Annotated in this window: 23 protein-coding genes and 1 tRNA gene; 20 read left to right on the top strand and 4 right to left on the bottom strand. The window is 66.1% G+C overall.

Translation table 11 applies throughout. From position 1 onward, the window contains the following. Positions 1-78 precede the first annotated feature (78 nt). Genes ACUJB0_RS08410 through ACUJB0_RS08400 form a run of 3 tightly spaced genes read left to right on the top strand, consistent with a single transcriptional unit; the run spans position 79 to position 6481 of the window. Positions 79-1371, top strand: coding sequence for an exonuclease SbcCD subunit D C-terminal domain-containing protein (locus ACUJB0_RS08410; protein WP_444844819.1), 1293 nt, complete (start codon positions 79-81; stop codon positions 1369-1371). After that, complete coding sequence (locus ACUJB0_RS08405; RefSeq protein WP_444844818.1) at positions 1368-5297, top strand: AAA family ATPase; 3930 nt, start codon at positions 1368-1370, stop codon at positions 5295-5297. Before ACUJB0_RS08410 ends, ACUJB0_RS08405 begins: the two co-directional genes overlap by 4 nt. 32 nt (positions 5298-5329) lie before the next feature. Continuing rightward, positions 5330-6481 (top strand): serine hydrolase domain-containing protein, encoded by a 1152-nt coding sequence (locus ACUJB0_RS08400; RefSeq protein WP_444844817.1) that lies wholly within the window; start codon positions 5330-5332, stop codon positions 6479-6481. 6 nt (positions 6482-6487) lie between these two features. Here the strand turns inward: ACUJB0_RS08400 and ACUJB0_RS08395 are convergent, their stop codons facing one another. Next, positions 6488-6739 carry a hypothetical protein gene (locus ACUJB0_RS08395; protein ID WP_444844816.1) on the bottom strand — a complete coding sequence of 84 codons (252 nt, stop codon included), beginning with the start codon at positions 6737-6739 and terminating at the stop codon, positions 6488-6490. A gap of 51 nt (positions 6740-6790) precedes the next feature. Between ACUJB0_RS08395 and ACUJB0_RS08390 the strand changes: the two genes are divergently transcribed. From ACUJB0_RS08390 to dbpA, 11 genes are all read left to right on the top strand, one after another. Continuing rightward, positions 6791-7375 (top strand): putative metalloprotease CJM1_0395 family protein, encoded by a 585-nt coding sequence (locus ACUJB0_RS08390; RefSeq protein WP_444844815.1) that lies wholly within the window; start codon positions 6791-6793, stop codon positions 7373-7375. 65 nt (positions 7376-7440) lie between these two features. After that, positions 7441-7650 (top strand): hypothetical protein, encoded by a 210-nt coding sequence (locus tag ACUJB0_RS08385; protein WP_008449977.1) that lies wholly within the window; start codon positions 7441-7443, stop codon positions 7648-7650. 77 nt (positions 7651-7727) lie between these two features. Beyond that, positions 7728-8639 (top strand): hypothetical protein, encoded by a 912-nt coding sequence (locus tag ACUJB0_RS08380; RefSeq protein ID WP_444844814.1) that lies wholly within the window; start codon positions 7728-7730, stop codon positions 8637-8639. A gap of 113 nt (positions 8640-8752) precedes the next feature. Further along, positions 8753-9922 carry a methyltransferase gene (locus tag ACUJB0_RS08375; protein WP_444844813.1) on the top strand — a complete coding sequence of 390 codons (1170 nt, stop codon included), beginning with the start codon at positions 8753-8755 and terminating at the stop codon, positions 9920-9922. A 75-nt stretch (positions 9923-9997) separates the two neighbouring features. Next, positions 9998-10591: a DUF6630 family protein gene (locus tag ACUJB0_RS08370; RefSeq protein ID WP_444844812.1), complete on the top strand. Its 594-nt coding sequence runs from the start codon at positions 9998-10000 to the stop codon at positions 10589-10591. 104 nt (positions 10592-10695) lie between these two features. After that, positions 10696-10772 (top strand) — tRNA-Met (locus ACUJB0_RS08365). A 109-nt stretch (positions 10773-10881) separates the two neighbouring features. Further along, positions 10882-11115, top strand: a complete 234-nt coding sequence (locus ACUJB0_RS08360) for an AbrB/MazE/SpoVT family DNA-binding domain-containing protein (protein WP_444844811.1) — start codon at positions 10882-10884, stop codon at positions 11113-11115. Next, positions 11109-11456: an endoribonuclease MazF gene (gene mazF, locus ACUJB0_RS08355; protein ID WP_444844810.1), complete on the top strand. Its 348-nt coding sequence runs from the start codon at positions 11109-11111 to the stop codon at positions 11454-11456. Before ACUJB0_RS08360 ends, mazF begins: the two co-directional genes overlap by 7 nt. Before the next feature lie 60 nt (positions 11457-11516). Beyond that, a complete protein-coding gene (locus ACUJB0_RS08350) occupies positions 11517-13181 on the top strand; it encodes an acid phosphatase (RefSeq protein ID WP_444844809.1) in 1665 nt (554 codons plus the stop codon). A gap of 136 nt (positions 13182-13317) precedes the next feature. Continuing rightward, positions 13318-13542 carry a hypothetical protein gene (locus tag ACUJB0_RS08345; RefSeq protein ID WP_444844808.1) on the top strand — a complete coding sequence of 75 codons (225 nt, stop codon included), beginning with the start codon at positions 13318-13320 and terminating at the stop codon, positions 13540-13542. Positions 13543-13615: 73 nt separating this feature from the next. Beyond that, complete coding sequence (gene dbpA, locus ACUJB0_RS08340) at positions 13616-15025, top strand: ATP-dependent RNA helicase DbpA (RefSeq protein WP_161099127.1); 1410 nt, start codon at positions 13616-13618, stop codon at positions 15023-15025. Between the two features lie 6 nt (positions 15026-15031). Here the strand turns inward: dbpA and ACUJB0_RS08335 are convergent, their stop codons facing one another. After that, positions 15032-16186 carry an MFS transporter gene (locus ACUJB0_RS08335; RefSeq protein ID WP_444844807.1) on the bottom strand — a complete coding sequence of 385 codons (1155 nt, stop codon included), beginning with the start codon at positions 16184-16186 and terminating at the stop codon, positions 15032-15034. A gap of 124 nt (positions 16187-16310) precedes the next feature. Here ACUJB0_RS08335 and ACUJB0_RS08330 point away from each other — a divergent pair, with 124 nt between their 5' ends. After that, on the top strand, positions 16311-17114 hold the full coding sequence (locus ACUJB0_RS08330; protein WP_444844806.1) for an AraC family transcriptional regulator: 804 nt from the start codon (positions 16311-16313) through the stop codon (positions 17112-17114). Here ACUJB0_RS08330 and ACUJB0_RS08325 read toward each other — a convergent pair. Both ACUJB0_RS08325 and ACUJB0_RS08320 read right to left on the bottom strand, forming a co-directional pair. Beyond that, positions 17111-18604, bottom strand: a complete 1494-nt coding sequence (locus ACUJB0_RS08325) for a sensor histidine kinase (RefSeq protein WP_444844805.1) — start codon at positions 18602-18604, stop codon at positions 17111-17113. The two genes, ACUJB0_RS08330 and ACUJB0_RS08325, sit on opposite strands and share 4 nt — an antisense overlap. Beyond that, positions 18601-19317 carry a response regulator transcription factor gene (locus tag ACUJB0_RS08320; protein ID WP_117013668.1) on the bottom strand — a complete coding sequence of 239 codons (717 nt, stop codon included), beginning with the start codon at positions 19315-19317 and terminating at the stop codon, positions 18601-18603. Before ACUJB0_RS08320 ends, ACUJB0_RS08325 begins: the two co-directional genes overlap by 4 nt. Before the next feature lie 151 nt (positions 19318-19468). On the opposite strand from ACUJB0_RS08320, the gene msrB reads away from it, so the two are divergent. The 5 genes from msrB to ACUJB0_RS08295 are packed head-to-tail and all read left to right on the top strand — an operon-like array spanning position 19469 to position 24311. Continuing rightward, positions 19469-19963: a peptide-methionine (R)-S-oxide reductase MsrB gene (msrB, locus tag ACUJB0_RS08315; RefSeq protein WP_444844804.1), complete on the top strand. Its 495-nt coding sequence runs from the start codon at positions 19469-19471 to the stop codon at positions 19961-19963. Between the two features lie 15 nt (positions 19964-19978). Beyond that, positions 19979-21916 carry a cytochrome c biogenesis protein DipZ gene (locus ACUJB0_RS08310; protein ID WP_444844803.1) on the top strand — a complete coding sequence of 646 codons (1938 nt, stop codon included), beginning with the start codon at positions 19979-19981 and terminating at the stop codon, positions 21914-21916. A 15-nt stretch (positions 21917-21931) separates the two neighbouring features. Beyond that, entirely contained in the window at positions 21932-22645 is a 714-nt protein-coding gene (gene msrA, locus ACUJB0_RS08305) for a peptide-methionine (S)-S-oxide reductase MsrA (RefSeq protein WP_444844802.1), read from the top strand. A gap of 35 nt (positions 22646-22680) precedes the next feature. Next, positions 22681-23730, top strand: a complete 1050-nt coding sequence (locus ACUJB0_RS08300; RefSeq protein WP_444844801.1) for an ABC transporter substrate-binding protein — start codon at positions 22681-22683, stop codon at positions 23728-23730. Further along, complete coding sequence (locus ACUJB0_RS08295; RefSeq protein ID WP_444844800.1) at positions 23727-24311, top strand: SCO family protein; 585 nt, start codon at positions 23727-23729, stop codon at positions 24309-24311. Before ACUJB0_RS08300 ends, ACUJB0_RS08295 begins: the two co-directional genes overlap by 4 nt. Positions 24312-24338 lie beyond the last annotated feature (27 nt).

Below are 24338 nucleotides of genomic sequence, written 5' to 3'. Positions count from 1 at the left end.
TATCCACTTTTATCAACTCGTCCGACGCCATCTTGCGCTATATTGTGCGCTTCCCGGCTGTTTTGATTACACATCTTCATGCGTCTGCTGCACACCTCCGACTGGCATCTCGGCCAATCCCTGCATAATTTCGAGCGCACCTACGAGCACCAGTGCTTCCTGGACTGGCTGCTGGACACCATAGCCGCCGAACATGCCGACGCGCTGCTGATCGCCGGCGACATCTTCGACAACGCCAATCCCTCGTCGGCATCGCAGAAGCAGCTGTACCGTTTCCTGCGGCAGGCAAAGGAACGTGCGCCGCACCTGAATCTCATCATCATCGCCGGCAACCACGATTCGCCGGGACGGCTGGAGGCCCCGGGACCGCTGCTGGAGGCGCACGGCACGCGGGTGGTCGGCACCGTGCAGCGCAAGGCCGACGGCGAGATCGACCTGGAACCGCTGGTGCTGCCGCTCACTGGCCGCGGCGGCGCGGTGGAGGCCTGGTGCCTGGCCGTGCCTTTCCTGCGGCCGGGCGACGTGCCACGCCTGCCGGCGCGGGATGCCGACGATCTGGCTTCCGAACCGGCTCCCGATGCTGCTGCCGCTCCCGATCCTGCTCCTGATCCTTATCTGGCGGGCATCGCGCTGCTCTACCAGCAGGCGCTGGAACTGGCGCAGTCCAGGCGCCAGGACGGCCAGGCGATCCTGGCGATGGGCCACTGCCACATGGTCGACGGCCAGATGTCCACCGATTCGGAGCGCCGCATCGTCATCGGCGGCACCGAGATGCTACCGGCCGGGATATTCGGGCCGGACATCGCCTATGCCGCGCTGGGCCACCTGCACCTGGCGCAAAACGTCGGCAAGCAGCAGCACATCCGCTACTGCGGCAGCCCGATCCCGCTGTCGTTCGCGGAAGTGGGATACAGCCACCAGATCCTGCGCATCGACATCGACGGCGCCGTCGTGCGCGAGATCACGCCGCTGATGGTGCCGCGCGCGGTCGCGCTGCTGCGGGTGCCGGCCAAACCGGCGCCGCTGGCGCAGGTGCTGGAGGAACTGGCGGCGCTGGACCTGCCGCAGGCGGAGCCTGAACGACAGCCTTTCCTTGAGGTTCGCGTCCTGCTGGACGCGCCGGAACCGGGCCTGCGCGCGCGGGTCGAGGCGGCGCTGGACGGCAAGCCTGTACGGCTGGCCAAGATCGAGACATCGAGCGCGGCGCGCAACACCTCCATCGACGACGAGGTGATGACGCTGGACCAACTGGAGCAGCTCAAACCGGACGACATCTTCCGCCAGCTGTACCGGCAAAGGTTCGACAACGACGCGCCGCCCGACCAACTGAGCGCCTTCACGGAACTCATGCTGACTTCGAGGCAGCCATGAGAATCCTGAAAATCAGCGGCAAGAACCTGGCCTCGCTGGCCGGCGAATTCGGCGTGGACTTCGAACAGGAGCCGCTGGCATCGACCGGCCTGTTCGCGATCAGCGGCCCGACCGGCGCCGGCAAAAGCACCCTGCTCGACGCGCTCTGCCTGGCGCTGTACGACGCTACGCCGCGCCTGTTGAAAGTCGCGGGACGCAGCTACCTGGCCGACGTCGGTGCGGAAACCGTGTCCACACAGGACCCGCGCACGCTGCTGCGGCGCGGCACCGCCGAAGGTCATGCAGAGGTGGATTTCGTCGGCAGCGACGGCGCCTCCTACCGCGCGCGCTGGAGCGTGCGCCGCTCGCGCACCAAGGCCGAAGGCGCGCTGCAGCCAACTCAGATGTCGCTGCACCTGCTGCCGGCGCTGCAGCCGATAGGCGGCACCAAGACCGAAGTCAAAGTGGAAATCGAGAAGCGCATCGGCCTGTCGTTCGAGCAGTTCACACGCGCCGTGCTGCTGGCGCAGAACGAATTCTCCGCATTCCTCAAATCCGAAGACAACGAACGCGGCGAGCTGCTGGAGACGCTGACCGGCAGCACCGTCTATTCCGAGATCTCGATGCGCGCCTTCGAACGCGCCAAGCAGGAACAGGCGGCCTTGCAAAGCCTGATCGCCCGCCTGGCCGACCAGAAGCCGCTGAGCGCTGAACAGCGCGGCGAGCTGGAAGCACAGCGCGCAAGCGCCGCCGAAGCCCTGCAGGCGCTGGAGCAGCGGAAGCTGGAGCTGGAACAGGAACTGCGCTGGCACAAGCAGGCCGCGAAGCTGGCCGACGACGAACAGTTGGCGCAGCAAGCCTGCCAGGCCGCCGTCGCCGAGGTGGAAGCGTCGGCGCCACGCCGCACCGCGCTGGCGCGCATCGCCGCGGTGCAGCCGGCGCGCCCGCTCGCCGACGACATCGCCCGCATCGGCGCGGACATCGCCGCCACCCAGGCCACCATTGCCAGCAGCACCCAGGACGCGGTACTCGCCGCACAGGCGCTCGAACGCGCCACGGCGGCGCAAGCGCAGGCCGCGGCGCAAGTGCAGGAATCGGAAGCCGCGCAACGCAACGCCGCGCCGCAGCTGGACCAGGCCAAGGCGCTGGACGCCCGCATCGAAGCCATGCTGCCGACCTACCGGCAAACCGCCGCCGCGTGCGAAAAGGCCGACCAGGCGGACGTCGTCGCCAGGGCCGCGCTGCAGGAGCGGCAGGATGAACGCAAGCGCCTGGCCGCGCAACACGAGGCGGCCGTCACCTGGCTGGCGCAGCACAAGCAATGGCAAACGATGGCGCAATCGTGGGAGCGCTGGGATGTGCTGTTCGTGCAGGCCGGCCAGGCCGCGTCGCAAGCAGAAAAGCTGGGCAGCGCGCTGGCCCGCGTGCAGCGCAACGCCAAGGCGCATCGCGACGAGGAGGCCGACGCCAGCGGCAAGCTGGCCGCCGCCGGAGCCGCCATGCAGACGCTGGACGCGCAACGGCAGGAAGCGGCGCGCACGCTGGCGGCCTTCCCCGCCGACCGGCTGCAGGCCACACGCCACGACCTCGAACAGCGCCGTGATCGATTGGCCGCTGCGGAGAAACTGTGGATCGAACTCGATGCGCGGCAAACCCGCCACGCACATATTGAAGCGCAGTCTGCGCAACTGCGGCAGGCGGTGGCCGCCGCGGAGCTTCAACTGAAGGCCGCGCAGCAGGAAGGCTTCGGCATACTGGCGGTCTTCTCGCAGGCCGAGCGTTCGCTGAAGCTGGCGGAAGCCGCCTGCGCCAAGAACGTGGAATCGCTGCGCGCCGCGCTGGAGGACGACACACCCTGCCCTGTCTGTGGATCGCACGAGCATCCATACCGGCAGGATGACGGCGGCCTGCACGCGATGCTGGCCGAGTTCCAGGCGGAAGTGGTCCGCTGCCGCCAGCAGATGGAGGCCAACGTCAATCAGCAAGCGGCGCAAAGGGCCACCGAGCAGGCCAGCCTTGAACAATTGAACGCGCTGGCCAGCGAGGGCCGCGCCGTGGCGCAGGCGCTGGAGCGCGTATCCGCCGCGTGGCAAAGCCACATGCAGGCCGCCGATCAAGGCGATGCGGCATCGGAGTTTTCGGCATCGCTGCCGCCCGAACCGGAACGCACCGGCTGGTTCGTCACTCAGCTGGAGCAGGTGCGCGACGCGCTGCAAGCCGTCGAACGGCGGGAACGGGATCTGCACGCCGCCCGCACCGCGCGCGACCAGGCGCAATCCGCCTACGACCTGGCGGCCGCCGAACACGCGCGCCTGCAAGGCATCGCCGCGCATGCCCGGACCGCGCTGGCCCAATCAAACACCGAATACAAGGCGCTGGACGATCAGCGCATCGAAATCGCGCTGACGCTCAGCGGCCTGCTCTCCGACCTTGACCCGGCCTTCAGCGGCGGCGACATTCCGAGCGAAGACTGGAAGGACGACTGGAAAGCCGGCCCTGCCCGATTCCACGAAGCCCGCCAGGCCGAGAGCAAGCAATGGCTGGCGCAGCGCGCGGCGCATGACGAACGCGCCGCCGCCATCGCAACCATCGAGCTGGAAGTGAAGGCGCTCGCCGAAGCGCAGGCCAGGGCCGGCCTGGACGCCGTCAACGCCCGCGTCGCCTACAGCAGCGTGGACACCGCGCTCAAGGACATGCAGCAGCAGCGCATGGCCCTGTGGGGCGGCAAGGAAGTGCGCGATGTCGAAGCGGCGCTCAACGCCGCCATCGATGCCGCCAGGGAGCGGCTGGCGGGACTGCAAAACGCGGCGCAGCAGGCGGCGCAAGCCCGCGCGCGCGCCGACGAGGCGTTGGCACAGGCTACGCAACGGTTGGCGGCGCTGCACGGCGCATCGGCCGCTGCGGCGGCGAAGCTGTCCGACTGGGTCGCCGCATTCCAGCAGCGCCAGCCCGACGCCGGCCTGCGCGACCTGGAGCACCTGCACCAACTGCTGGCCTATTCCGCAGACGAAGTGGACGCCGAACGCGCCGCGCTGCAAGCCATCGACCGCGCCGCCGACAACGCCGCCGCCGTGCTCAATGAACGCCAGCGCCAGCGCGCCGAGCACCAGCTGTCCGCGCCGCCGGAACGCGCACCGTCGGAACGTGCGTCACCGGAACGCGCGTCGTCGGAAGATGCGTCGTCGGAAGGTGCGTCGCCGGCACATGCATCGCAGGAGCACGTTCCGCCGGCCGAAGAACATGGCGGCCATGATGCGCCCACCGCCGCACCGTCGCCAATCGCCCAACTGGCCGCAGCGCTGAACGCGCTCGCCACAGAGCGCGGCACCGCCCAGGACCACGCGACAGCGCTGCAACTGGCGCTGGCGCAGGACGACGCCAAGCGCCGGCAATCGCAAGCCATGCTGGCGCAGATCGAACAACAGGAAACCATCGAGCAGCGCTGGGCGCGCATGAACGACCTGATAGGCTCCGCCGACGGCAAGAAGTTCCGCAACTACGCCCAGCAGTTCACACTGGACGTCCTGCTGGGCTACGCCAACGCCCACCTGAACCACCTGGCGCGCCGCTACCAACTGGAGCGCATCAACAATCCGGCCAGCCCGTCGCTGGCGCTGCTGGTGCGCGACCTGGACATGGGCGGCGAGATGCGCTCCGTGCATTCGCTGTCCGGCGGCGAATCGTTCCTGGTGTCGCTGGCGCTGGCGCTGGGACTGGCCTCGCTGTCGTCCAATCGCGTGCGGGTCGAATCGCTGTTCATCGACGAAGGCTTCGGCAGCCTCGATGCCGAAACGCTGCGCGTGGCGATGGACGCCCTGGACGGCCTGCAGGCGATGGGACGCAAAGTCGGCGTGATCTCGCACGTGCAGGAAATGACGGAGCGGATCGCCGTAAAAATACTGGTGCAGCCTTCGGCCGGTGGTAAAAGCGCGGTCACAGTGCAGTAGAATGCTGTTTTATTGCTAATGCATGCCAGCCCATGAAACTGCTGCTTCGCTTGTGCTTCTGCCTCTCATTCGCGCTGCCCGCGGCGCATGCCGCGCCGTGCGCCGCGCCATCCACGCTGGCCGATGGCTGGGAAGTGGCCGCGCCCGAGGCGGAAGGCTTCAACGCCAACGCCTTGTGCGTCACACTGACCGCCCTGGCCGAGGGCGGGGACAATATCCACGGCATCGTCGTCGAACGCCACGGCAAGCTGGTGGCGGAGATGTACCGCGCCGGCAAGGACCGCTCGATCCGGCGCGGCCTGGGCATCTGGCCGCCGTTCGCGCCGACGGTGGAATTCGGCCCGGACACGCTGCACGACGTGCGCTCGATCGGCAAGAGCGTCATCAGCCTGCTGGTCGGCATCGAGAAACAGCGCGGCAAGATAGGCGCACTCACCACGCCGATGCTGGACTACTACCCCGAACTCCAGGACCTGCGCTCGCCTCAGCTCAACGCCATCAATCTCGAACACCTGCTGACCATGAGCGGCGGCTGGAAGTGGGACGAAGGCATGCAGCCCAATAACGAGCTGCGGCTTTACTGGAAATCCGACCAGCTGCGCTATGTGATGGAGCGGCCCATCGTGGCGCCGCCGGGCACCGTCTGGAACTACAACGGCGGCGGCACCACCATCCTCGCCGACATCGTCACCCGCGTCAGCGGCCGGCCATGGATCGAGGTGGCGCGCAAGGACCTGTTCGAACCGCTGGGCATCGTGCAGTGGGAATGGGTGACCGACCTGCGCGACCGGCCGGCGCCCTTCTCCGGCCTACGTATGCGCCCGCGCGACATGGCCAAGCTGGGACGGCTGATGCTCAACCACGGCCGCTGGAACGGGCGGCAGATCGTGGCCGCGGAATGGGTGGATGAATCGCTCAAGCCGCGCCTGAGCGTGGGCTTCAAGAGTCCCGGCAACCAGCCGGACGAGCTGCATTACGGTTACCAGTGGTGGGACGGCACGGCGGCCTGGCACGGCCACCGCACGCCGTGGAGCGCGGCCTTCGGCAACGGCGGCCAGCGCATCTTCATCGTGCCGGAGCTGGACCTGACGGTGGTGATCACCGCCGGCGACTACGGTTCCGAGGCGATGGCCGCCAAGGTCAACCAGCTGCTGCACACACTGATCGCCACCGTCAGCGACTAAAAAATCCTAGCGTTGGCCGCGCTCCTTTCGTTCCATCTTCAGCATCTCCCAACCGAGTTCGCGGCGGATCTGCTGTGCATCCGGCGGCGGACGCCGCTCGGCGATCTGCGTCTGCAGCCATTGGCGCACGGACTCTTTGCTCGGTTGCTTATTTTGGTTCATGGCCTTGCCTCTTTGCGGAAGAATGATCCCCAGTAGGCCTTCAACGCCGGCCGGCCCGCACAGTTGACGCGCCGGCCGCCGCGAATTTGCAACCATTTGCTACAATTTTGCTATCATTAAGACAAGCACGATGCAGCGCAGGTCACCATGAGCATAGGCGCCATATCACCGAGTTCCGCCAACCAGCCACCGGCGCGCGCGACGCCGCCGGTACAAGGGACGTCGCCTGCCGCTCCTGAGCGCACCTCGTCCGCCAGCAGCTCCACCACCAACCTGACACCGGAAGCGCTGGCCCTCGTATCCCAGCTCAAAGCCCGCGACACGGAAGTGCGCCAGCACGAACAAGCGCACCTGGCCACCGCCGGCGGCCTGGCCACATCCGGCGCCTCCTATACCTATCAGCGCGGACCGAACGGCATCGATTACGCCGTCGGCGGCGAGGTGCATATCGATACATCGCCGGGCCGCACGCCGCAGGAGACCATCGAACGCGCCCGCACCATCGAGGCGGCTGCGCTGGCGCCGGCCGATCCCTCCGGAGCCGACCGCTCGGTGGCGGCCCAGGCGCAGCAGATGGAGCTGCAAGCCCGCGCCGAACTGGCGACGCAGCAGGTGGAACAGGCGGCGGCCCGGCAGAACGGATCGGGGCCTGCGTCCGGCGATGCCGCCAAGGTCCGCCGCGCCTACGAGGCGCCGCCGGTGGCGCAGCCAAAGCTGGACATCTTCGCCTGAGCGGCTGAGCGGCCAAGCATCCGAGTGATAAAATCCCGCCTTTGCAAGTCACTCAAAGAGCAACCATGTTAAAAGCACCACGCACCCTGACCTTCAAATGCGCCAAGTGCGCCAAAGCCGTGCAAGTCCGCCTGCAAAAGGTCTCGGCTTGCTCGCACATCCAGCCTTACCTGGGCATTTGCGCCTGCGGCGAGGTCAAACACCACGCCATCGGCCAGAAAGACGCCGTCGCTTCCTACCTGGCGGCACCGGAAGGCTGGACCCACCATCATTAATCTTTGCGCAGGCCTCAAGAAATCGGCGGGCGCACCGTTATAGAAGTATTATCAAACCGATTTCGCTGGAACCTGCCATGTCTATCCTACCTGCTCTCGGCACCCGCGCTTTGCCGTCGTCGCTCTACGGCGCCAATCCACACAACGACGGCAAGACACCGGCGGCCAACGCCGCCAAGCCGGTGAAAGCGCTGGATTCCTCGCCGACTTCGCTGTCCACCGACAGCCTGGAAAAGCATGTGGCGTCGGTCGGCAACGCCACCGTCGATTTCGCGCAGGACTTCCTGAGCAGCTTTGCCAAGTCGCTGTTCGGCGACTCGGGCAAGGATGCGACCATCAGTTTCGACTCGGCCAGCCTGGATACCAGCTCCACCTTCGCCATCGGCGCGCAGCACACCTCGGGCCCGAACGGCAGCAGCGACGCCGCCGCCTTCGACCTGACCGACAGCTCGCACTTCATCGGCAAAGGCACGATCACCACCGCCGACGGCCGCAAGTTCGACTTCGAAGTGGAAGTGCAGTACAACGCGGAACTGAGCGGCGCCGCCAGTAAGGACACGACCACCAACAGCGACACCACCGCCAAGCGTCCGGCGGCCAGCAACGGCGCCAGCGCCGACAACCTGCCGACGGTGCAGGTACCGAACATCGACTTCCCCGGCACCCTGGCCGACCTGTTCAAACTGATCGGCCGCGACCTGCAATCGGCGCTGTCGACCGGCGACAGCGCGCCCGCCAAGACCAGCGATGGCATCGACCGCAACACGCTGCGCAGCCTGTCGCTGCGCCTGCTCAACCTGGTCGACAGCAAGGACACCAACACCTACACTGCGCCGACCGCCGCCGACAAGGTCAAATCGGCGGCCGATGCCTACGGTGCGCAAGCCCCGCAGGAACCCATCAAGGCCGGCCCCGCAGGCGTGAGCGCTACGCCCGCGCCGGCGGACGATCCGATCTCGCTCGCTCCCGTCAAAGACGCCAACAGCTAAGCGCCAAGTATAATAAGCGCCTCAACACCGAAACGCCGGCAGGGATGAGCATCATCCCCGGCGTTTTTTGTGCTTGTCCATTCCGCTTATTACACCTACCGATTGCCCCGAACATGTCCGCACACACCACCGCCTCCCCTACGCCGCAACAGATCCACTGGGAGGAGAACGGCGTGCAGTGCGCCGCGCGCTGGCGCTCCGAAGCCGGCATGCCGCCGCCGAAGCGCGTCGTCATCGCCGACGACCGCACCAATGCGGACGTGGCCTACCGCCTGGCCTGCGAAGGCACGGCCCTGCTGTGGCGCGGCGACTTCCAGAACGCACGCCAGCTGCTGCAGGCCCTCGCGCGCCGCGCGGACCACAAGGGCAAGCCGTCCAAGAAGGCCAAGCCGGCCAAGACTCCGGCCACGCCGACCGAAGCGTTCCACCTGCATCGCCAGGCGCAATCGCAGCGGGCGCGCACGCTGGCCATGCTGCTGATTCCCTTCGACGCCGGCTACGCCATCCCGCTGCGCCGTGCACCGGATGTGCAGCTGGCCTGCAACGAGGCCTACGGCCGCTTCGAGGAACCGTTCGTGGCGTCGCTGCGCGAGCTGCTGGGCGTGATCGGCGCGCATGAATGGCGCCGCACCGGGGTCGAGATCCCGGCGCTGGACGCGCGCATCCACCCGCACTATGGCGTGTTCTCGCCGGTGCGCGGCGAGTATGTGGAGCTGGTGGCGAATACGCCGCTGCCGGCCGGTGTCAAGCTGGCCTACGACATCGGCGCCGGCACCGGTGTGCTGTCGGCGGTGCTGGCCAAGCGTGGCGTGGCGCGCGTCATCGCCACCGACCAGGACCAGCGCGCGCTGAGCTGCGCGCGCGAAAACCTGGCGCGGCTGGACCTGGACGGCCAGGTCGAGCTGCTGGAAGCGGACCTGTTCCCGGAAGGCCGGGCGCCACTGGTGGTGTGTAATCCGCCATGGGTGCCGGCGCGTCCGAGTTCGCCGATCGAGTACGCGGTCTACGATCCGGACAGCCGCATGCTGCGCGGCTTCCTGGCCGGCCTGTCGGCGCACCTGACGCCGGGCGGCGAAGGCTGGCTGATTCTGTCCGACCTGGCCGAGCACCTTGGCCTGCGTCCGCGCGACCAGCTGATGGAATGGATCGCCGCCGCCGGCCTGAAAGTCATCGACCGCCACGACGTGCGCCCGACCCACCCGCGCGCCGCCGACGCCACCGATCCGCTGCACGCCGCGCGCGCCGCCGAGGTCACGTCGCTGTGGCGCCTGGCCGCCGCGTAACGCGCAGCTATCGAAAAAGGCAAGATTTGTAGTTCTGCTATGCTCACTTGAATCACATTTCGTGGAGGACCTCCCATGTTCAAGCGATTATTCGGGTTCATGTCGCCGCCGCCGGCCGCCCCCCTTCCGCTGCCTTCCGACCTGTTAAGCGATGAAGAATATGCGCGCTACAAGGCCGGCGCCAGCGCGCTCACACGCCTGATCACGCGCCATCTCGGCGAGCAGGAAAGCGAACGACAGGTGCGGCAAGTGGAAGCGAAGTACGACTCCACAGGGCCGACCAACATCGACGAGATCAGCTGGCTGTTTTACGACGCCATGCTGGACGACGACGGCCAGCAGCGCGGGCAGTGGTTCATGCTGCAGGTCGACTGGAAAGCCAGCGAGGAAGTCGCCTGGCAGGTGCAGGAAATGCTGGCGGCGCGTGGCATTGAACCCGTATGGCAGTGGGATCACGAAGGCAAGACCGTCATGCAGGGGCTGCGCGACCTGTCGAACTGGCTGGCGTCACGGCCGTTATCGCTACTGATAGTGGACTATGACACGGATTCCTACTACGCCCTCATCATGGAAACCGCCCTGGTCGAACAGACAATCGCCCTGGGGCGGGAGGCGGGCGTGAAGATCCTGAGCTTCGAGGACTTCGCGGCCACGCAGAACGAGGAATGATGCGATAAATATAAGCGCCACTTAAAAAATCCACCGAAATATAAGTGACTCTTATTTTGCCCCTTGCGGAACGCAAAAGGTCTATGTATAATTCGGGCCTCAGACGCGGGGTGGAGCAGTCTGGCAGCTCGTCGGGCTCATAACCCGAAGGTCACAGGTTCAAATCCTGTCCCCGCAACCAGATTCGATAAGCCGTTGATTCTTCTCAGGAATCAACGGCTTTTTCTATTTTTGGCTTGCCTTCGCCATTCTCGCGTATCTACAATGTAAATACACTACCGGGGACGAATATGCTGGTCGAGATACAAGAATGGGGTGATAGCGCTGCCGTACGCATACCCGCTGCGGCGTTGAAAGAAGCTGGCCTCCAAATCGGGCAAAAGCTGGACCTGCAAACCGCTGCCGGACAATTGCTACTGGCGCCGGTAGCCGAAAGCCTGGAAGACCTAGTCGCTCGCATCACGCCTGAAAATCGCCACGCCCCTCTGCTGGACGATCTCTCCATCGGCAGCGAAGAGTGGTAACGACCGCCTACGTGCCAGATCGTGGAGACGTCGTGTGGCTCGACTTCACCCCACAAGCTGGGCATGAGCAGGCTGGCCGCCGGCCCGCCTTGATACTTTCCGTGGCCGGGTACAACGCCGCATCCGGCTTGACTATCTGCTGCCCAGTCACCAACCAGGTCAAGGGCTATCCGTTTGAAGTGCCGGTGGTGGCCGCGCTCAATCACCAATTAACGGGCGTTGTTTTGGCCGATCACGTCCGCTCGGTCGATTGGAGAGCACGCAAAGCCCGCAAGTTCGCCGAGGTGACTCCGCAATGTGTCCACGACGTCAGCACCCGCATTAAACTGCTCCTCCCTTGATATACCCAACCCGCCATAAAACTGTCACAATCGCGTTTTCAGTCTGCCAAGGAGGCGCGTGTGAAGGATCAGGTCCAGTTATCAGCACAAAATGAGCAGGATGCTCCCGCCAATCCATCGCGCCGCCGCATCTTCCAGGCCGCCGCCGCCACCGGCATGGCCGCCTCCCTGCCCGCGCTGGGCGAGGCCGCCACCGCCACGCCGGCCGCCGTCAAAGGCTCGCTGGACGCCAAGCTGAAAGCCCACGTCAAGACCGTGGTCGTGATCTACCTGGAGAACCGCAGCTTCAACAACCTGTTCGCCAATTTCCCCGGCACCGCCGCGCCGCTGTCGGCCGCCACCGCCGCCGCCTGCCAGCAGCGCGACCGCGACGGCTCCGTGCTGCCGGCGCTGCCGAAAGTCTGGGGCGGCATGGTGCCGAACACCCAGGACATCGGCGGCAAAAAATACGCGCTCAAGGAAGACGACATCAAGGGCCTGCCGAACGGTCCGTTCAAACTGGTCGACACCGAAGGCAAGCCGCTGCCCGAAGCCGTGATCACGCGCGACCTGTGGCACCTGTTCTACCAGAACCAGATGCAGATCAACGGCGGCAAGAACGACGGCTTCGCGGCCTGGGGCAACACCGGCGGCATGGTCATGGGCTACTACGGCGAGACCAGCAAGAACCTCGGCCTGTGGAAGATCGCCGAGCAGTACACGCTGTGCGATAACTTCTTCATGGCGGCCTTCGGCGGCTCCTACCTGAACCATCAGTTCCTGATCAGCGGCCGCACGCCCGAATACTTCAACGCCAAGGACACCGCCGCCAAGAAGAAGATCGCGGTGCTGGACGACGGCCCGACCGGCATGCGCCTGTCCGTGACCAAGGACAGCCCGGCGTCGGCGATGGATGGCATGCCTATCTACGTCAACAACGGCGCGATCACGCCGGACGGCTACGCGGTCAACACCATGGCCCCGCCCTATCAGCCAAGCTACATCCGCCCCGCCTTCGACGGCGATCCCCTGCTGGCCGATCCGAACGACGCCGGCACGCTGCCGCCGCAAAGCTATGAGACCATCGGCGATCTGCTCTCGGCCAAGAAGGTCAGCTGGGCGTGGTACGGCGGCGCGTGGCAGGCCGCGCTCGACGCGCGCGGCGGCGGCGAGAAGCCGAACTTCCAGTACCACCACCAGCCGTTCAACTACTTCAAGCAGTTCGCGCCCGGCACCGCCGCGCGCGCCGAGCACCTGCGCGACGGCGGCCTTGGCGACAGCCCGATCTCGAACAAATTCCTGGCCGACGTCGTCGCCGGCAAGCTACCCGCCGTGACCTTCTACAAGCCGCAGGGGAACCTGAACCTGCACGCCGGTTACTCGGACGTGGAATCCGGCGACGCCCACATCGCCAACGTGATCGAGCACCTGAAGAAGTCCCCGCAGTGGAAGGACATGGTCGTCGTGGTCACCTTCGACGAGAACGGCGGCTGGTGGGATAACGTGGCGCCGCCCAAGGGCGACCGCTGGGGTCCGGGTTCGCGCGTGCCGGCCATCGTCATCTCGCCGTATGCGAAAAAGGGCCAGGTCGACCACACCTTCTACGACACCACCTCGATCCTGCGCTTCATCACCCGCCTGCATGGCCTGCCGCAGCTGGAGGGCATCAAGGTGCGCAACGAAGCCTTCGCGGCCCGCAACGCGCTGCCGCCGGGCGACCTGACGGCCACGCTGAGCTTCCGCTAAGCCTCCGATGAGTTAGTGCGGGCGGTAGCACCTCTGTGTTACAATCCGCGACTTACTTACTGAGCCCGACTGCTGCAGCCGGGCTTTTGTTTTGAGCGGCGCATTTTCACCGGCGCCGTGGGCACGAGATTTAAGAATGAGAGATAAAAAAGACAACGCCACGTTCGACCTGCCCGGCTTCAGCCCGGCCGCGCCGCTCGAACCGGAAGCGAAGCGCCCGCCGGCGCCGCGCGGCAAGCGTTCCGCACTCAAGCAGGTGCAGCTCGAACTGCTCGAGCCGACCGACACCACCGGCCTGCCGGTCTGGGTGCGCGACGAAAACCTGGACCTCACCGGCCTGCCGGTGTGGGCGCCAAACTAATACAACCCCGATATCACAGCGTCAGCGAGCCTGTTAGACTGTGACCACGTCCTTTTTGAACAGGTCTGACACCATGACATCCACCGCTTTTTCCAGCCTGCCGCTGGCCCAAACCCTGCTCGACAATCTCGATTCGCTCGGCTACAAGGAGATGACGACGATCCAGGCGCAAAGCCTGCCGTCGGTGCTGGAGGGGCGCGACCTGATCGCCCAGGCCAAGACCGGCAGCGGCAAGACCGCGGCCTTCGGCATCGGCATCCTGGCCAAGCTCAATCCCGCGTGGTTCGCCGTGCAGGCACTGGTGCTGTGCCCTACCCGCGAACTGGCCGACCAGGTGGCCAATGAACTGCGCCGCCTGGCCCGCGCCACCGGCAACGTCAAGGTGCTGGTGCTGACCGGCGGCTCGCCGATGCGTCCTCAAATCGCCTCGCTGGAGCATGGCGCCCACATCGTGGTCGGCACGCCGGGCCGCGTGCGCGATCACCTGGGCCGCGGCACGCTGGACCTGTCCAAGGTCGAGACGCTGGTGCTGGACGAAGCGGACCGCATGACCGACATGGGCTTCTACGACGAAATCGCCGGCATTGTCAGCGCCTGTCCGAAGCGCCGCCAGACCTTGCTGTTCTCGGCCACCTACCCGGACGACATCCGCCGCGCCACCGATTCCTTCCTGGCCGATCCGGTCGAAGTGACGGTCGAGGCGCAGCACGACAATAGCCAGATCGAGCAGCTGTTCTTCGAGATCGGCTTCGACGAGCGCAACGCCGCCGTGGCGCGCCTGCTGGGCCACTACAAGCCGGTATCGGCCATCGCCTTCTGCAATACCAAGGTGCAGTGCCGCGAGCTGGTGGAAGAGCTGCAATCGAAAGGCTTCTCGGCACTGGCGCTGTACGGCGAACTGGAACAGCGCGAGCGCGACGAGATCCTGGTGCTGTTCGCCAACCGCAGCTGCTCCGTGCTGGTGGCGACCGACGTCGCCGCGCGCGGCCTGGACATCCCGAACCTCGAAGCGGTGATCAACGTCGACGTGTCGAAGGACACCGAGGTGCACATCCACCGCGTGGGCCGCACCGGCCGTGGCGGCGAACAAGGCCTGGCCCTGTCGCTGTGCGCGCCGAACGAGAAGAAGTGGGTCAAGCTGATCGAGGAATACCAGAACGCGCCGGTCGAATGGTTCGACTTGAAATCGCTGGATGAAAACGACTACGGCGTCGATCCGGCGCCGATGATGACGCTGGTGATCTCGGGCGGCAAGAAGGACAAGCTGCGCCCGGGCGACCTGCTGGGCGCCCTGACCGGCGATGCCGGCCTCTCGAAGGAACAAGTCGGCAAGATCAACGTGTTCGAGTTCCAGACCTACGTGGCGATCGACCGCCGCGTGGCCTATGAAGCCTTCGAGCGTCTCAGCAAGAACAACCCGCTGGGCGGCGACTTCGGCGCCATCAAGGGCCGCAACTTCAAGATGCGCTTCATCGACGCCTGATCCGGCCTAGCGGTGCTGCTGCGGGATATGCGGCAGCAGCACCGTCAGGATGCCCAGCAGCGGCAGGAACGAACACAGTTTGTACACATAGGCGATGCCGGCAACGTCGGCGATATGCCCCATGGCTGCGGCGCCGATGCCGCTCACGCCGAACATCAATCCAAAGAAGATCCCCGCGATCATGCCGACCTTCCCCGGCATGAGCTCCTGCGCGAACACCACGATGGCGGAAAACGCCGACGAGATCACGAAGCCGATCACCACCGACAGCACGGCGGTCCAGAACAGGTCGACGTAGGGCAGCATCAGCGTGAACGGCGCGGCGCCGAGGATGGAGATCCAGATCACGCGCTTGCGGCCGATGCGGTCGCCGATAGGCCCGCCCATGAAGGTGCCCGCCGCCACCGCCGCCAAGAACAGAAACAAGTACAGCTGCGCCGACGATACCGACAGGCCGAATTTGTCGATCAGGTAGAAGGTGTAGTAGCTGCTCAAGCTGGACATGTAGATGTACTTGGAGAAGACCAGCAGCGCCAGCACCACCAGCGCGCCATAAACGCGGCCCTTAGGTAAAGGCGATAGGGCACGCGAGGCGGCCTTGCGCGGCAGCCCGGCCAGGTGGGCGCTGTGCCAGCGGCCGACGTGCGCCAACACCATGATCGCGGCCGCCACCGGCAGCGCGAACCAGGCGATATTGCCTTGTCCACGGCCGATGATGACGGCGGCCGCCAGCAAAGGCCCGAGCGCGGAGCCGACATTGCCGCCCACCTGGAACAACGATTGCGCAAACCCGAACCGCCCACCCGAGGCGATGCGCGCCACGCGCGAAGCCTCCGGGTGGAAGGTCGAGGAACCGACGCCGATCAGCGCGGACGCTACCAGTAAGGCCGGGAACGTGCCGGCGACGGACATCATCAGCACGCCGATCAGCGTGGCGACCATCCCAAGCGGCAGCAGGAAGGGCATGGGACGGCGGTCGGTGTACAGGCCTATCCAAGGCTGCAGCAGCGAGGCGGTGCACTGGAAGGTCAGCGTGATCAGGCCAACCTGCGTGAACGTCAGGCCAAATTGCGCCTTCAGCATCGGGTAGATCGACGGCAGCATGGCTTGCGTCAGATCGTTCAGCAGGTGGACCAGGGCGACCGCGCCGAGGATGGACATGACGGTGTCCCCGTGGGGACGGCTAGAGGAAGTGAGAGTGGATGTATTCATGCCGCCCAGTGTAATATGGCTGCAAACCCGATCTATTCCAACTTTCGTCGACTAAGTGACAAAACAAGTGCCATTGAAAGCCCTCCACCGCAGCAGTGACCACCGCGACTATCAGCGCGTTCCGCGCGTCGTCACTGCAATGGCGCGCGACGCGGTGCATGGCGAATCGGCGCGGCCGCACAGCCACGAACGCGCGCAGCTGCTGTATGCCACCGAGGGCCTGATGAAGGTGAAGACCGACTTCGGCGTGTGGATACTGCCGCCGCGCCGTGCGCTGTTCATTCCACCCGGCGTGGTGCATCAGTGGACGTCGTTGGGCAAGGTGACGATGCGGACGATTTACGTCGAAGCCGAAACGGCGCAGGCATTCGGCGACATTTGCCGCGTGATCGAAGTGAGTCCGCTGCTGCGCGAGCTGATACTGTCGCTGCTGGATGAACCCATCGAATATCCGCTGCCCGGCCGTGGCGAGCACCTGGCGATGCTGATCCTGTCCGAGCTGGCGGCGGCGGAGACGGTGCCGATCGCGATCCCCTGGCCGCGCGACCGCCGCCTGTTGGCCGTGTGCGAAGCCATCATGGACGATCCGGGCAGCCCGCGCACCATCGAGGACTGGGCCGCCGAAGCCGGCGCCAGCGCGCGCACCCTGATACGCCTGTTCCCGAAAGAGACCGGCCTGCATTACCGCCAGTGGGTGCAGCAGGTGCACCTGGCCGAGGCCTTCGGCCGGCTGGAGCGCGGCGACAGCGTGAGCGAGATCGCGGCGGCGCTGGGCTACGCCAGCCCGAGCGCGTTCAGCGCGATGTTCCGCCGCATCCTCGGCAAAACGCCGCAGCACTACCTGGGCAGCTGGCGCGCGCCGCTGCAGCGCGCCTAGACCGTCGCCAGCGTAAAGCGGAACACGGCGCCGCGCTGCGGCACGCGAACCAATTCGATGCCGCTGCCGTGCAGCTGCAGGATGCGGCTGACGATCAACAGGCCGAGGCCCCCTTCCCTGCGCTCGCCCCGTAGGGCGAACGGGCGGCGGAACAGCACTTCCTCCATGTCCGCCGGGATGCCCGGCCCGGTGTCGCTGACGGTAATGCGGATGTGGCCCTGCGCGTCCGGCTCCACCTCGATCTCCACCGTGCCGCCGGGCGGCGTGTGGCGAATGGCGTTGTCGAACAAATTGGTCAGCACGCGCTCGATCATGCCCAGGTCCGCGCGCACCATGGGCGCGGGATGCGGCAGCATGGCGTTCAGATGCAGCTGTTTTTCTTCCGCCCGCAATTCGAATTTCTGGAACACGTCCTGTATCAGATCGCTCAGCGAGAAGGATTCGATTTCCGGCGCCACCGCGCCATGCTCCAGGCGCGCCAGCTCGAACAAGGCTTGCGCCAGGCGGCCCACCTTGCGGCTCTGCGCCAGCGCGATGCCGAGGTAGTGCTGGCGGCCAGGCGCGTCCAGCGTTTCATCCTTCAGCGACAAGGTCTCCAGATAGCCGTGCAGGGAACCGAGCGGCGTGCGCAGGTCGTGCGAGATGTTCGCCACCACTTCGCGGCGTTCGTGGTCCAGCTGGCGCACCGTCTGCCATTGCTCGTTGATGCGCGCGGCCATCTCGCCGTAGGCATGCTCCAGGATCGCGATCTCGTCGCGCCCCCCGCCGGCGTTGGGCGGAGGCAGCGCCAGTTGTTCGGCCTTGGTGTCCAGCTGGCGCATCGTGTCGGCCAGACGGTGCAAGGGCCGCGTGATCAGGCGGAAGGCGACCAGGCCGGCCACCAGGCCAAGCAAGGCCACGATGGCCATCGACCACAATGTCGTGCGCAGCACCGAGCTGGCGGTGGCGCGGGCGGCGAGACGGTCATGCTCTTCGCTTTGCAGGATGACGTAGATGTAGCCAACCTTGCGCTCGCCCATGCGCAGCACGGCCGCGCTGAACACCTTGCGGCCAGTCTCGCTGCGCGGATCGTCGCCTTGTATCGGCAAGGGCTGGTTGTCCAGCAGGCGGCGGATGGGTTCAAGGTTGACGTGGTCGCGCTTCAGGTGACCGGCCGGTGCGGCGTGGCCGACGATGCGGCCTTCCATGTCGAGCAGGTAGACCTCGACGTTGGGGTTGACCACCATCAGCTGCCCGAACAGGCGGCGCACGGCTTCGGGGCCAAGGCCCTCGCTGGGCGGCGCGCCATTCTCCGGAGCGGGATCGCTGTCCGCGTGCATCAGTTGCGCGTCCAGCGCGATGCTGCGCGCCAGGCCGCGCGACAGGCCCTGCACCACTTCCTTCTCATGCATGATGTTGGCGCGGATCTGCAACCATGCGGACGCGCCGCAGCAGGCCAGCAGCAGCACCGAGAACACCAGCGACAGGCGCTGGGAAAGGGTCAGGTTCATGCCGCAGGTCCGCCGTGCGCGAAGCGGTAGCCCTTGCCCCATACGGTCAGGATGCGGGCCGGGTCGGCGGGATCGGCTTCGATCTTGGCGCGCAGGCGGTTGATGTGGGTGTTGACGGTGTGCTCGTAGCCATCGTGCTGGTAGCCCCACACCTGGTTGAGCAAGTCCAGGCGCGAGAACACTTTTTCGGGATGCTTGACGAAGAAGTACAGCAGGTCGAATTCGCGCGGGGTCAGGTCCAGCGGGCGGCCTTCGACCTGCGCCTGCCGGGTCAGCGGATCGAGGCGCACGCCGTTCAGTTCCAGCGCACCGGCTTCGTTGCGCTGGTTGCGGGCCATGGCGTCGGCCCGGCGCAGCAGCGCCTTCACGCGAGCCACAAGCTCCAGCACCGAGAACGGCTTGACGAGATAATCGTCCGCGCCCAGCTCCAAGCCGAGGATGCGGTGCACTTCGCTGGAACGCGCGCTGGTGATGATGATGGGCGTGTAGGTCGCCATCGCGCGCGCCTGGCGGCAGATTTCCAGCCCGTCCACGCCGGGCAGCATCAGGTCGAGGATCAGCGCATCCCAGCCGCCGGTGCGCAACTGGGCCAGGCCCTGGTTGCCGTCGGCGCAGTGGGTGACCTGGTAGCCTTCGTCCTGCAGGTGCAGGCGCAGCAGGTCGGCGATGGGCATATCATCCTCTACGATCAGGACGCGTTTTGGTAAATCCATAGTCAGTCGGGCCGGGTAAAAGTCTTGGTGCCGCCATTGTGCGGGATTCCTGCGCTGGAAAGTATCACATTTAATTGAAGTTTACGTGAGGATTTCGCCATCCGCGCCGGGCCACAATGGCCACATCGACATTCCACTTCATGGAGTTTGTATGACTTCCAGACGCAAATTTCTCCTCACTGGCGGCGCGGCCCTAATGGCGGGCGCCGCAGCTTTAAAATGGCGCGCAGCCACCGCCGGCCCGGCTCCCGTTTGGGAAGTGACGCACACCGACGCCGAATGGCGCGCCCTGCTCTCGCCCGCGCAGTACGAGATCCTGCGGCGCGGCGGCACGGAGCGCCCGTTCAGCAGCCCGCTCTACAAGGAGCACCGCGCCGGCAAATTCGTCTGCGCCGGCTGCCAGAATCCGCTGTTCTCGTCCGCCGCCAAATTCGACAGCGGCACCGGCTGGCCCAGTTTCTGGAAGCCGCTGGAACGCGGCGTGTTCACGAGCCGTACGACGTCGCTGGGATTCCGAGGCGTCGAGGTGCAGTGTCGCCGCTGCGGCGGCCACCTGGGCGACGTGTTCGACGACGGCCCGGAACCGACCGGCCTACGGTACTGCATCGACGGCCTGGCGCTGACGTTCACGCCCGGCGCGGCTTAAGGGAGGACCATAGTCATGCTGCTGATCCTTCTCTCTTACCTCGGCGGGGCGCTGACGATACTCAGCCCCTGCATCCTGCCGGTGCTGCCGTTCGTGTTTGCCCGCACCGGGCAGCCGTTCGTGCGCAGCGGATTGCCGCTGCTGGCCGGGATGGCGCTAACCTTCGCGCTGGTGGCGACGCTGGCCGCCGTCGGCGGCGGCTGGGTGGTGCAGGCCAATCAATATGGCCGCTGGCTGGCCATGGCACTGATGGCGTTCTTCGCGCTGACCTTGATGCTGCCGCACCTGGCGGACCGCTTGACCAAGCCGCTGGCGGCGCTTGGCGACAGGCTGTCCAACAAGGCGCAGGCGGCCGATGGCGCGGCTGGCGGCGCGTGGTCGGGTGCGCGGTCGTCGTTCCTGCTGGGGATCGCGACCGGCTTGCTGTGGGCGCCCTGCGCGGGGCCGGTGCTTGGCCTGGTGCTGACCGGCGCGGCGCTGAACGGCGCCAGCGCCCAGACGACGCTGCTGCTGTTGGCCTACGCGGCGGGTGCTGCGACTTCGCTGGGACTGGCGCTGCTTATCGGAGGACGAGTCTTCAGCGCGATGAAGCGCTCATTGGGCGCTGGTGAATGGATGCGGCGCGGCCTGGGCGTGGCCATGCTGGGCGGCGTGGCGGCGATCGCCAGCGGGCTGGATACCGGCCTGCTGACGCGGGTGTCGACGGTCGCCACCTCGGGCCTGGAGCAAAAGCTGATCGATACGCTGTCGCCGCGCGAACCACAAGGCGGCGCGATGATGGCCGGTGGCGCGATGCGCGGCGGTGACGCTACCGGAGGCGCCATGCGCAGCGACGACGCGACCGGTGGCGACACGGCCGGTGGTGCGATGCGCGGCAGTGACGCGGCAACCGGCTCGGGCGCCATGATGTCGCGCACCGCGATGAGCGGCAACGGCCCCGCCATGATGGCCATGCACGCCGCAGCACCAGCCGAGGACACGCTCCCGGTGGAAGGCAAGCTGCCGCCGCTGACCGGCGCCGTCGACTGGCTGAACTCCACGCCGCTGACCGCCGCGCAGCTGAAGGGCAAAGTGGTGCTGGTCGACTTCTGGACCTACTCTTGCATCAACTGCCTGCGCTCCATGCCTTACGTGAAAGCCTGGGCTGAAAAATACCGCGACCAGGGCCTGGTGGTGATCGGCGTCCACGCCCCCGAATTCGCCTTCGAACGCGATATCGGCAACGTGCGCAAGGCCGTCAAGGACCTCGGCATCACCTACCCTGTCGCCGTCGACAACGACTACGCCATCTGGCGCGCCTTCGGCAACCAGTACTGGCCCGCGCACTACCTCATCGACGCCAAGGGCCAGATCCGCCACCACCATTTCGGCGAAGGCGAATACGCCCAGTCCGAGCAGGCGATCCAGCAGTTGCTGGAGGAAGCTGGCCGCAAGAACGTGGCCAACACCGTGGTCAGCGCGGAAGGTGCGCAAGGCGTGCAACAGGCATCCGACATGGGCCAGGTGGCTTCGCCGGAAACCTACCTCGGCTACGAACGCGCACAGAATTTCGCCTCGCCGGAAGCGCAGGCCGTCGACAAGAGCCGCAGCTACACCGCGCCTTCGCAGCCGGCGCTGAACCAATGGGGCCTGGCCGGGAACTGGCTGTCGCAACCGGACCAGGTCACGCTAAGCCAGGGCACGGGCCGCATCGTCTACCGCTTCCACGCCCGTGACCTGCACCTGGTGCTCGGCCCGGACAAGAACGGCAAGCCGGTACGCTTCCGCGTGACGATAGACGGCGCCGCGCCGGGCCGTGACCACGGCGCCGACGTCGCCGCCGACGGCAGCGGCACCATCAACGGCCAGCGCTTGTATCAGCTGGTGCGGCAGTCCGGCAGCATCGGCGACCACACCTTCAGCATCGAATTCCTCGATCCCGGCGTACAAGCCTACGCCTTCACCTTTGGTTGAAACGGAGAGCACAACATGAATAGCATCTTGAAAAACTACGGCGGTCCCCTGGCGCTGGCCGGCGCCGCCATCTTCGGCGTAGCATTGTGGCAGCAGCCGGCGGTATCGGCGGAGGTGGCGGTGGTGATCGCGCCGCCGGCCGTCGATGAACCGGCACCCACCGGCCACACCGCAACCGCCATCTTTGCCGGCGGCTGCTTCTGGGGCGTGCAGGGCGTGTTCCAGCACGTGAAAGGCGTCAGCAACGCCGTCTCGGGCTACGCCGGCGGCGACGGCCGCAGCGCCAATTACGATGCCGTGAGCGGCGGCGACACCGGCCACGCGGAAAGCGTGAAGATCACCTACGATCCGGCCCAGATCAGCTACGGCAAGCTGCTGCAGATTTTCTTCTCGGTGGCGCACAATCCCACGGAGCTCAATCGCCAGGGACCGGACAGCGGCACGCAATACCGTTCCGCGATCTTCCCGCAATCGCCGGTGCAGCGCAGCGTGGCGGAAAAGTACATCGCGCAGCTCAACGCCTCGCATGTGTTCAAGAAGCCGTTGGCGACCAGGATCGAAATGGACAAGGCCTTCTACCCCGCCGAGGCCTATCACCAGAACTTCCTGACGCTTAACCCCAACCATCCGTACATCGCCTTCAACGACCTGCCCAAGGTCGAAAACCTGAAACGTATCGCGCCGGAGGTATATCGCGCCGATCCGGTGCTCGTGCGTAAAGGCCTGTAGTACAATTACAGGACAATACAACACGGCCGAGCGCCATGGACAACAGAGACGACCCATCCCCCGATTCACCGCTGCGGCGCCGGCTGCTGGGCGGTTTGCTGACAGCCGCCGCACCGGCGCTGCCGTTGATACTGCCATCCAGCGCCCGCGCGGCCGACGCGCCCATTCAAGTGGGCGGCCTGCCCGTCACCTGCAACCTCACGCTGCCGGTGGCCTGCATGGCGAAGGCCGCGTCCATGGGCAAGCCGGGCGCGCTGCCGCGCGGCTTCGAATACAGCAAGTACAACGGCTGGCCCGAGGTGAAGGAGTCCCTGATGACGGGCCGCATCCAGGCCGCCTACATGCTGGCGCCGTTGGTGATGGACCTGGCGGACAAGCGCATCCCGGTGAAGATCGTCTCGCTGGGCCACCGTTCGGGCGCCGTCATCATGGTGCGCACCGACTCCACGCACAAGAAATTCGCCGACCTGCGCGGCAAGCGCATTGCCATCCCGAGCCGCTTCGCGGTGGACTTCCTGTTCCTGCGCAAAATGCTGGCGCGGGAGAAGATGACACCCAAGGATATCGAGATCATCGAGATGGCGCCGCCGGACATGCCGGCCGCGCTGTACGCCAAGGCGGTGGATGCCTACTGCACCGGCGAGCCTTTCGGCGCCGCCGCGCAGCGCGCCGGCTACGCCCGTCCGCTGGCGATGACGCGCGACGAATGGCGCAACTACATCTGCTGCGTGCTGACGGTGCGCGAAGAACTGATCAAGGAAAACCGCCCGCTGGTGCAGGAGCTGGTCAACTACGTGCAGTCCGCCGGCAGCTGGCTCGATGCCACGCCGGCCAGCCGCGAGAAGGCCATCACCATCGCCGCCGGCCGCAAGTACTTCAACCAGGACCCGAACGTGCTGCGCTTCGTGATGCAGAATCCGGCCGACCGCGTGACCTACGGCGACCTGCGCATGATACGTTCCGAGTTCGACGAATTGATGCAGCTGTCGATCGAAGCCGGCACCATCAAGCGCCCCGTCGCCTACGAATCCTACGTGGACGAGAGCTTCGTCAAGGCCATCAAGCCGGTCGCCATCAGCCTATGAGCAAGTTGAAGACCGCACTGCTGGCGATGGCGATCAGCTTCGGCGCGCACGCCGCCGATAACCTCGGCCTGAAAGCCGGCGTATTCGATCCGCCGCGCATGGCGCCCGACTTCACGGTGCGCGGCTCGGACGGCAAGGAGCTGAAACTAAGCCAGTACCGGGGCAAGCTGGTGCTGCTGGAATTCGGCTACACCTCCTGCGTGGACGTATGCCCGGTGTCGTTGGGGATGCTGGCGGAAGCGCGCCGGCAGATGGGCGCGCAGGCCAGCCAGCTGCAGGTGATCTACGTGACCGTCGATCCCGAACGCGACACGCCCGAGCGCATGCGCAACTACCTGCGCGCCTTCGACCCGACCTTCATCGGCGCCACCGGCACGCCGCAGCAGATGGCGCGCGTGCGCCAGGACTACGGCATCACCGCCACAAAAAAAATGATCGACGGTAGCAAGACCGATTACACCATCGGCCATTCCTCGTACCTGTACTTCGTCGACCGCAAGGGCAGCCTGCGCGCGCTGCTGCCGTTCGGGCGCACCGCCGCCGACGTGGTGCACGACGCCACGCTGCTGTTAAAGAATTGAAGACGCGGCGTCTCCACAAATTTATCG

This window comes from Duganella caerulea, from assembly GCF_040362985.1.
Classification (GTDB): domain Bacteria; phylum Pseudomonadota; class Gammaproteobacteria; order Burkholderiales; family Burkholderiaceae_D; genus Rugamonas; species Rugamonas vulcania.
This window is presented reverse-complemented; position numbering and strand designations above follow the sequence as displayed.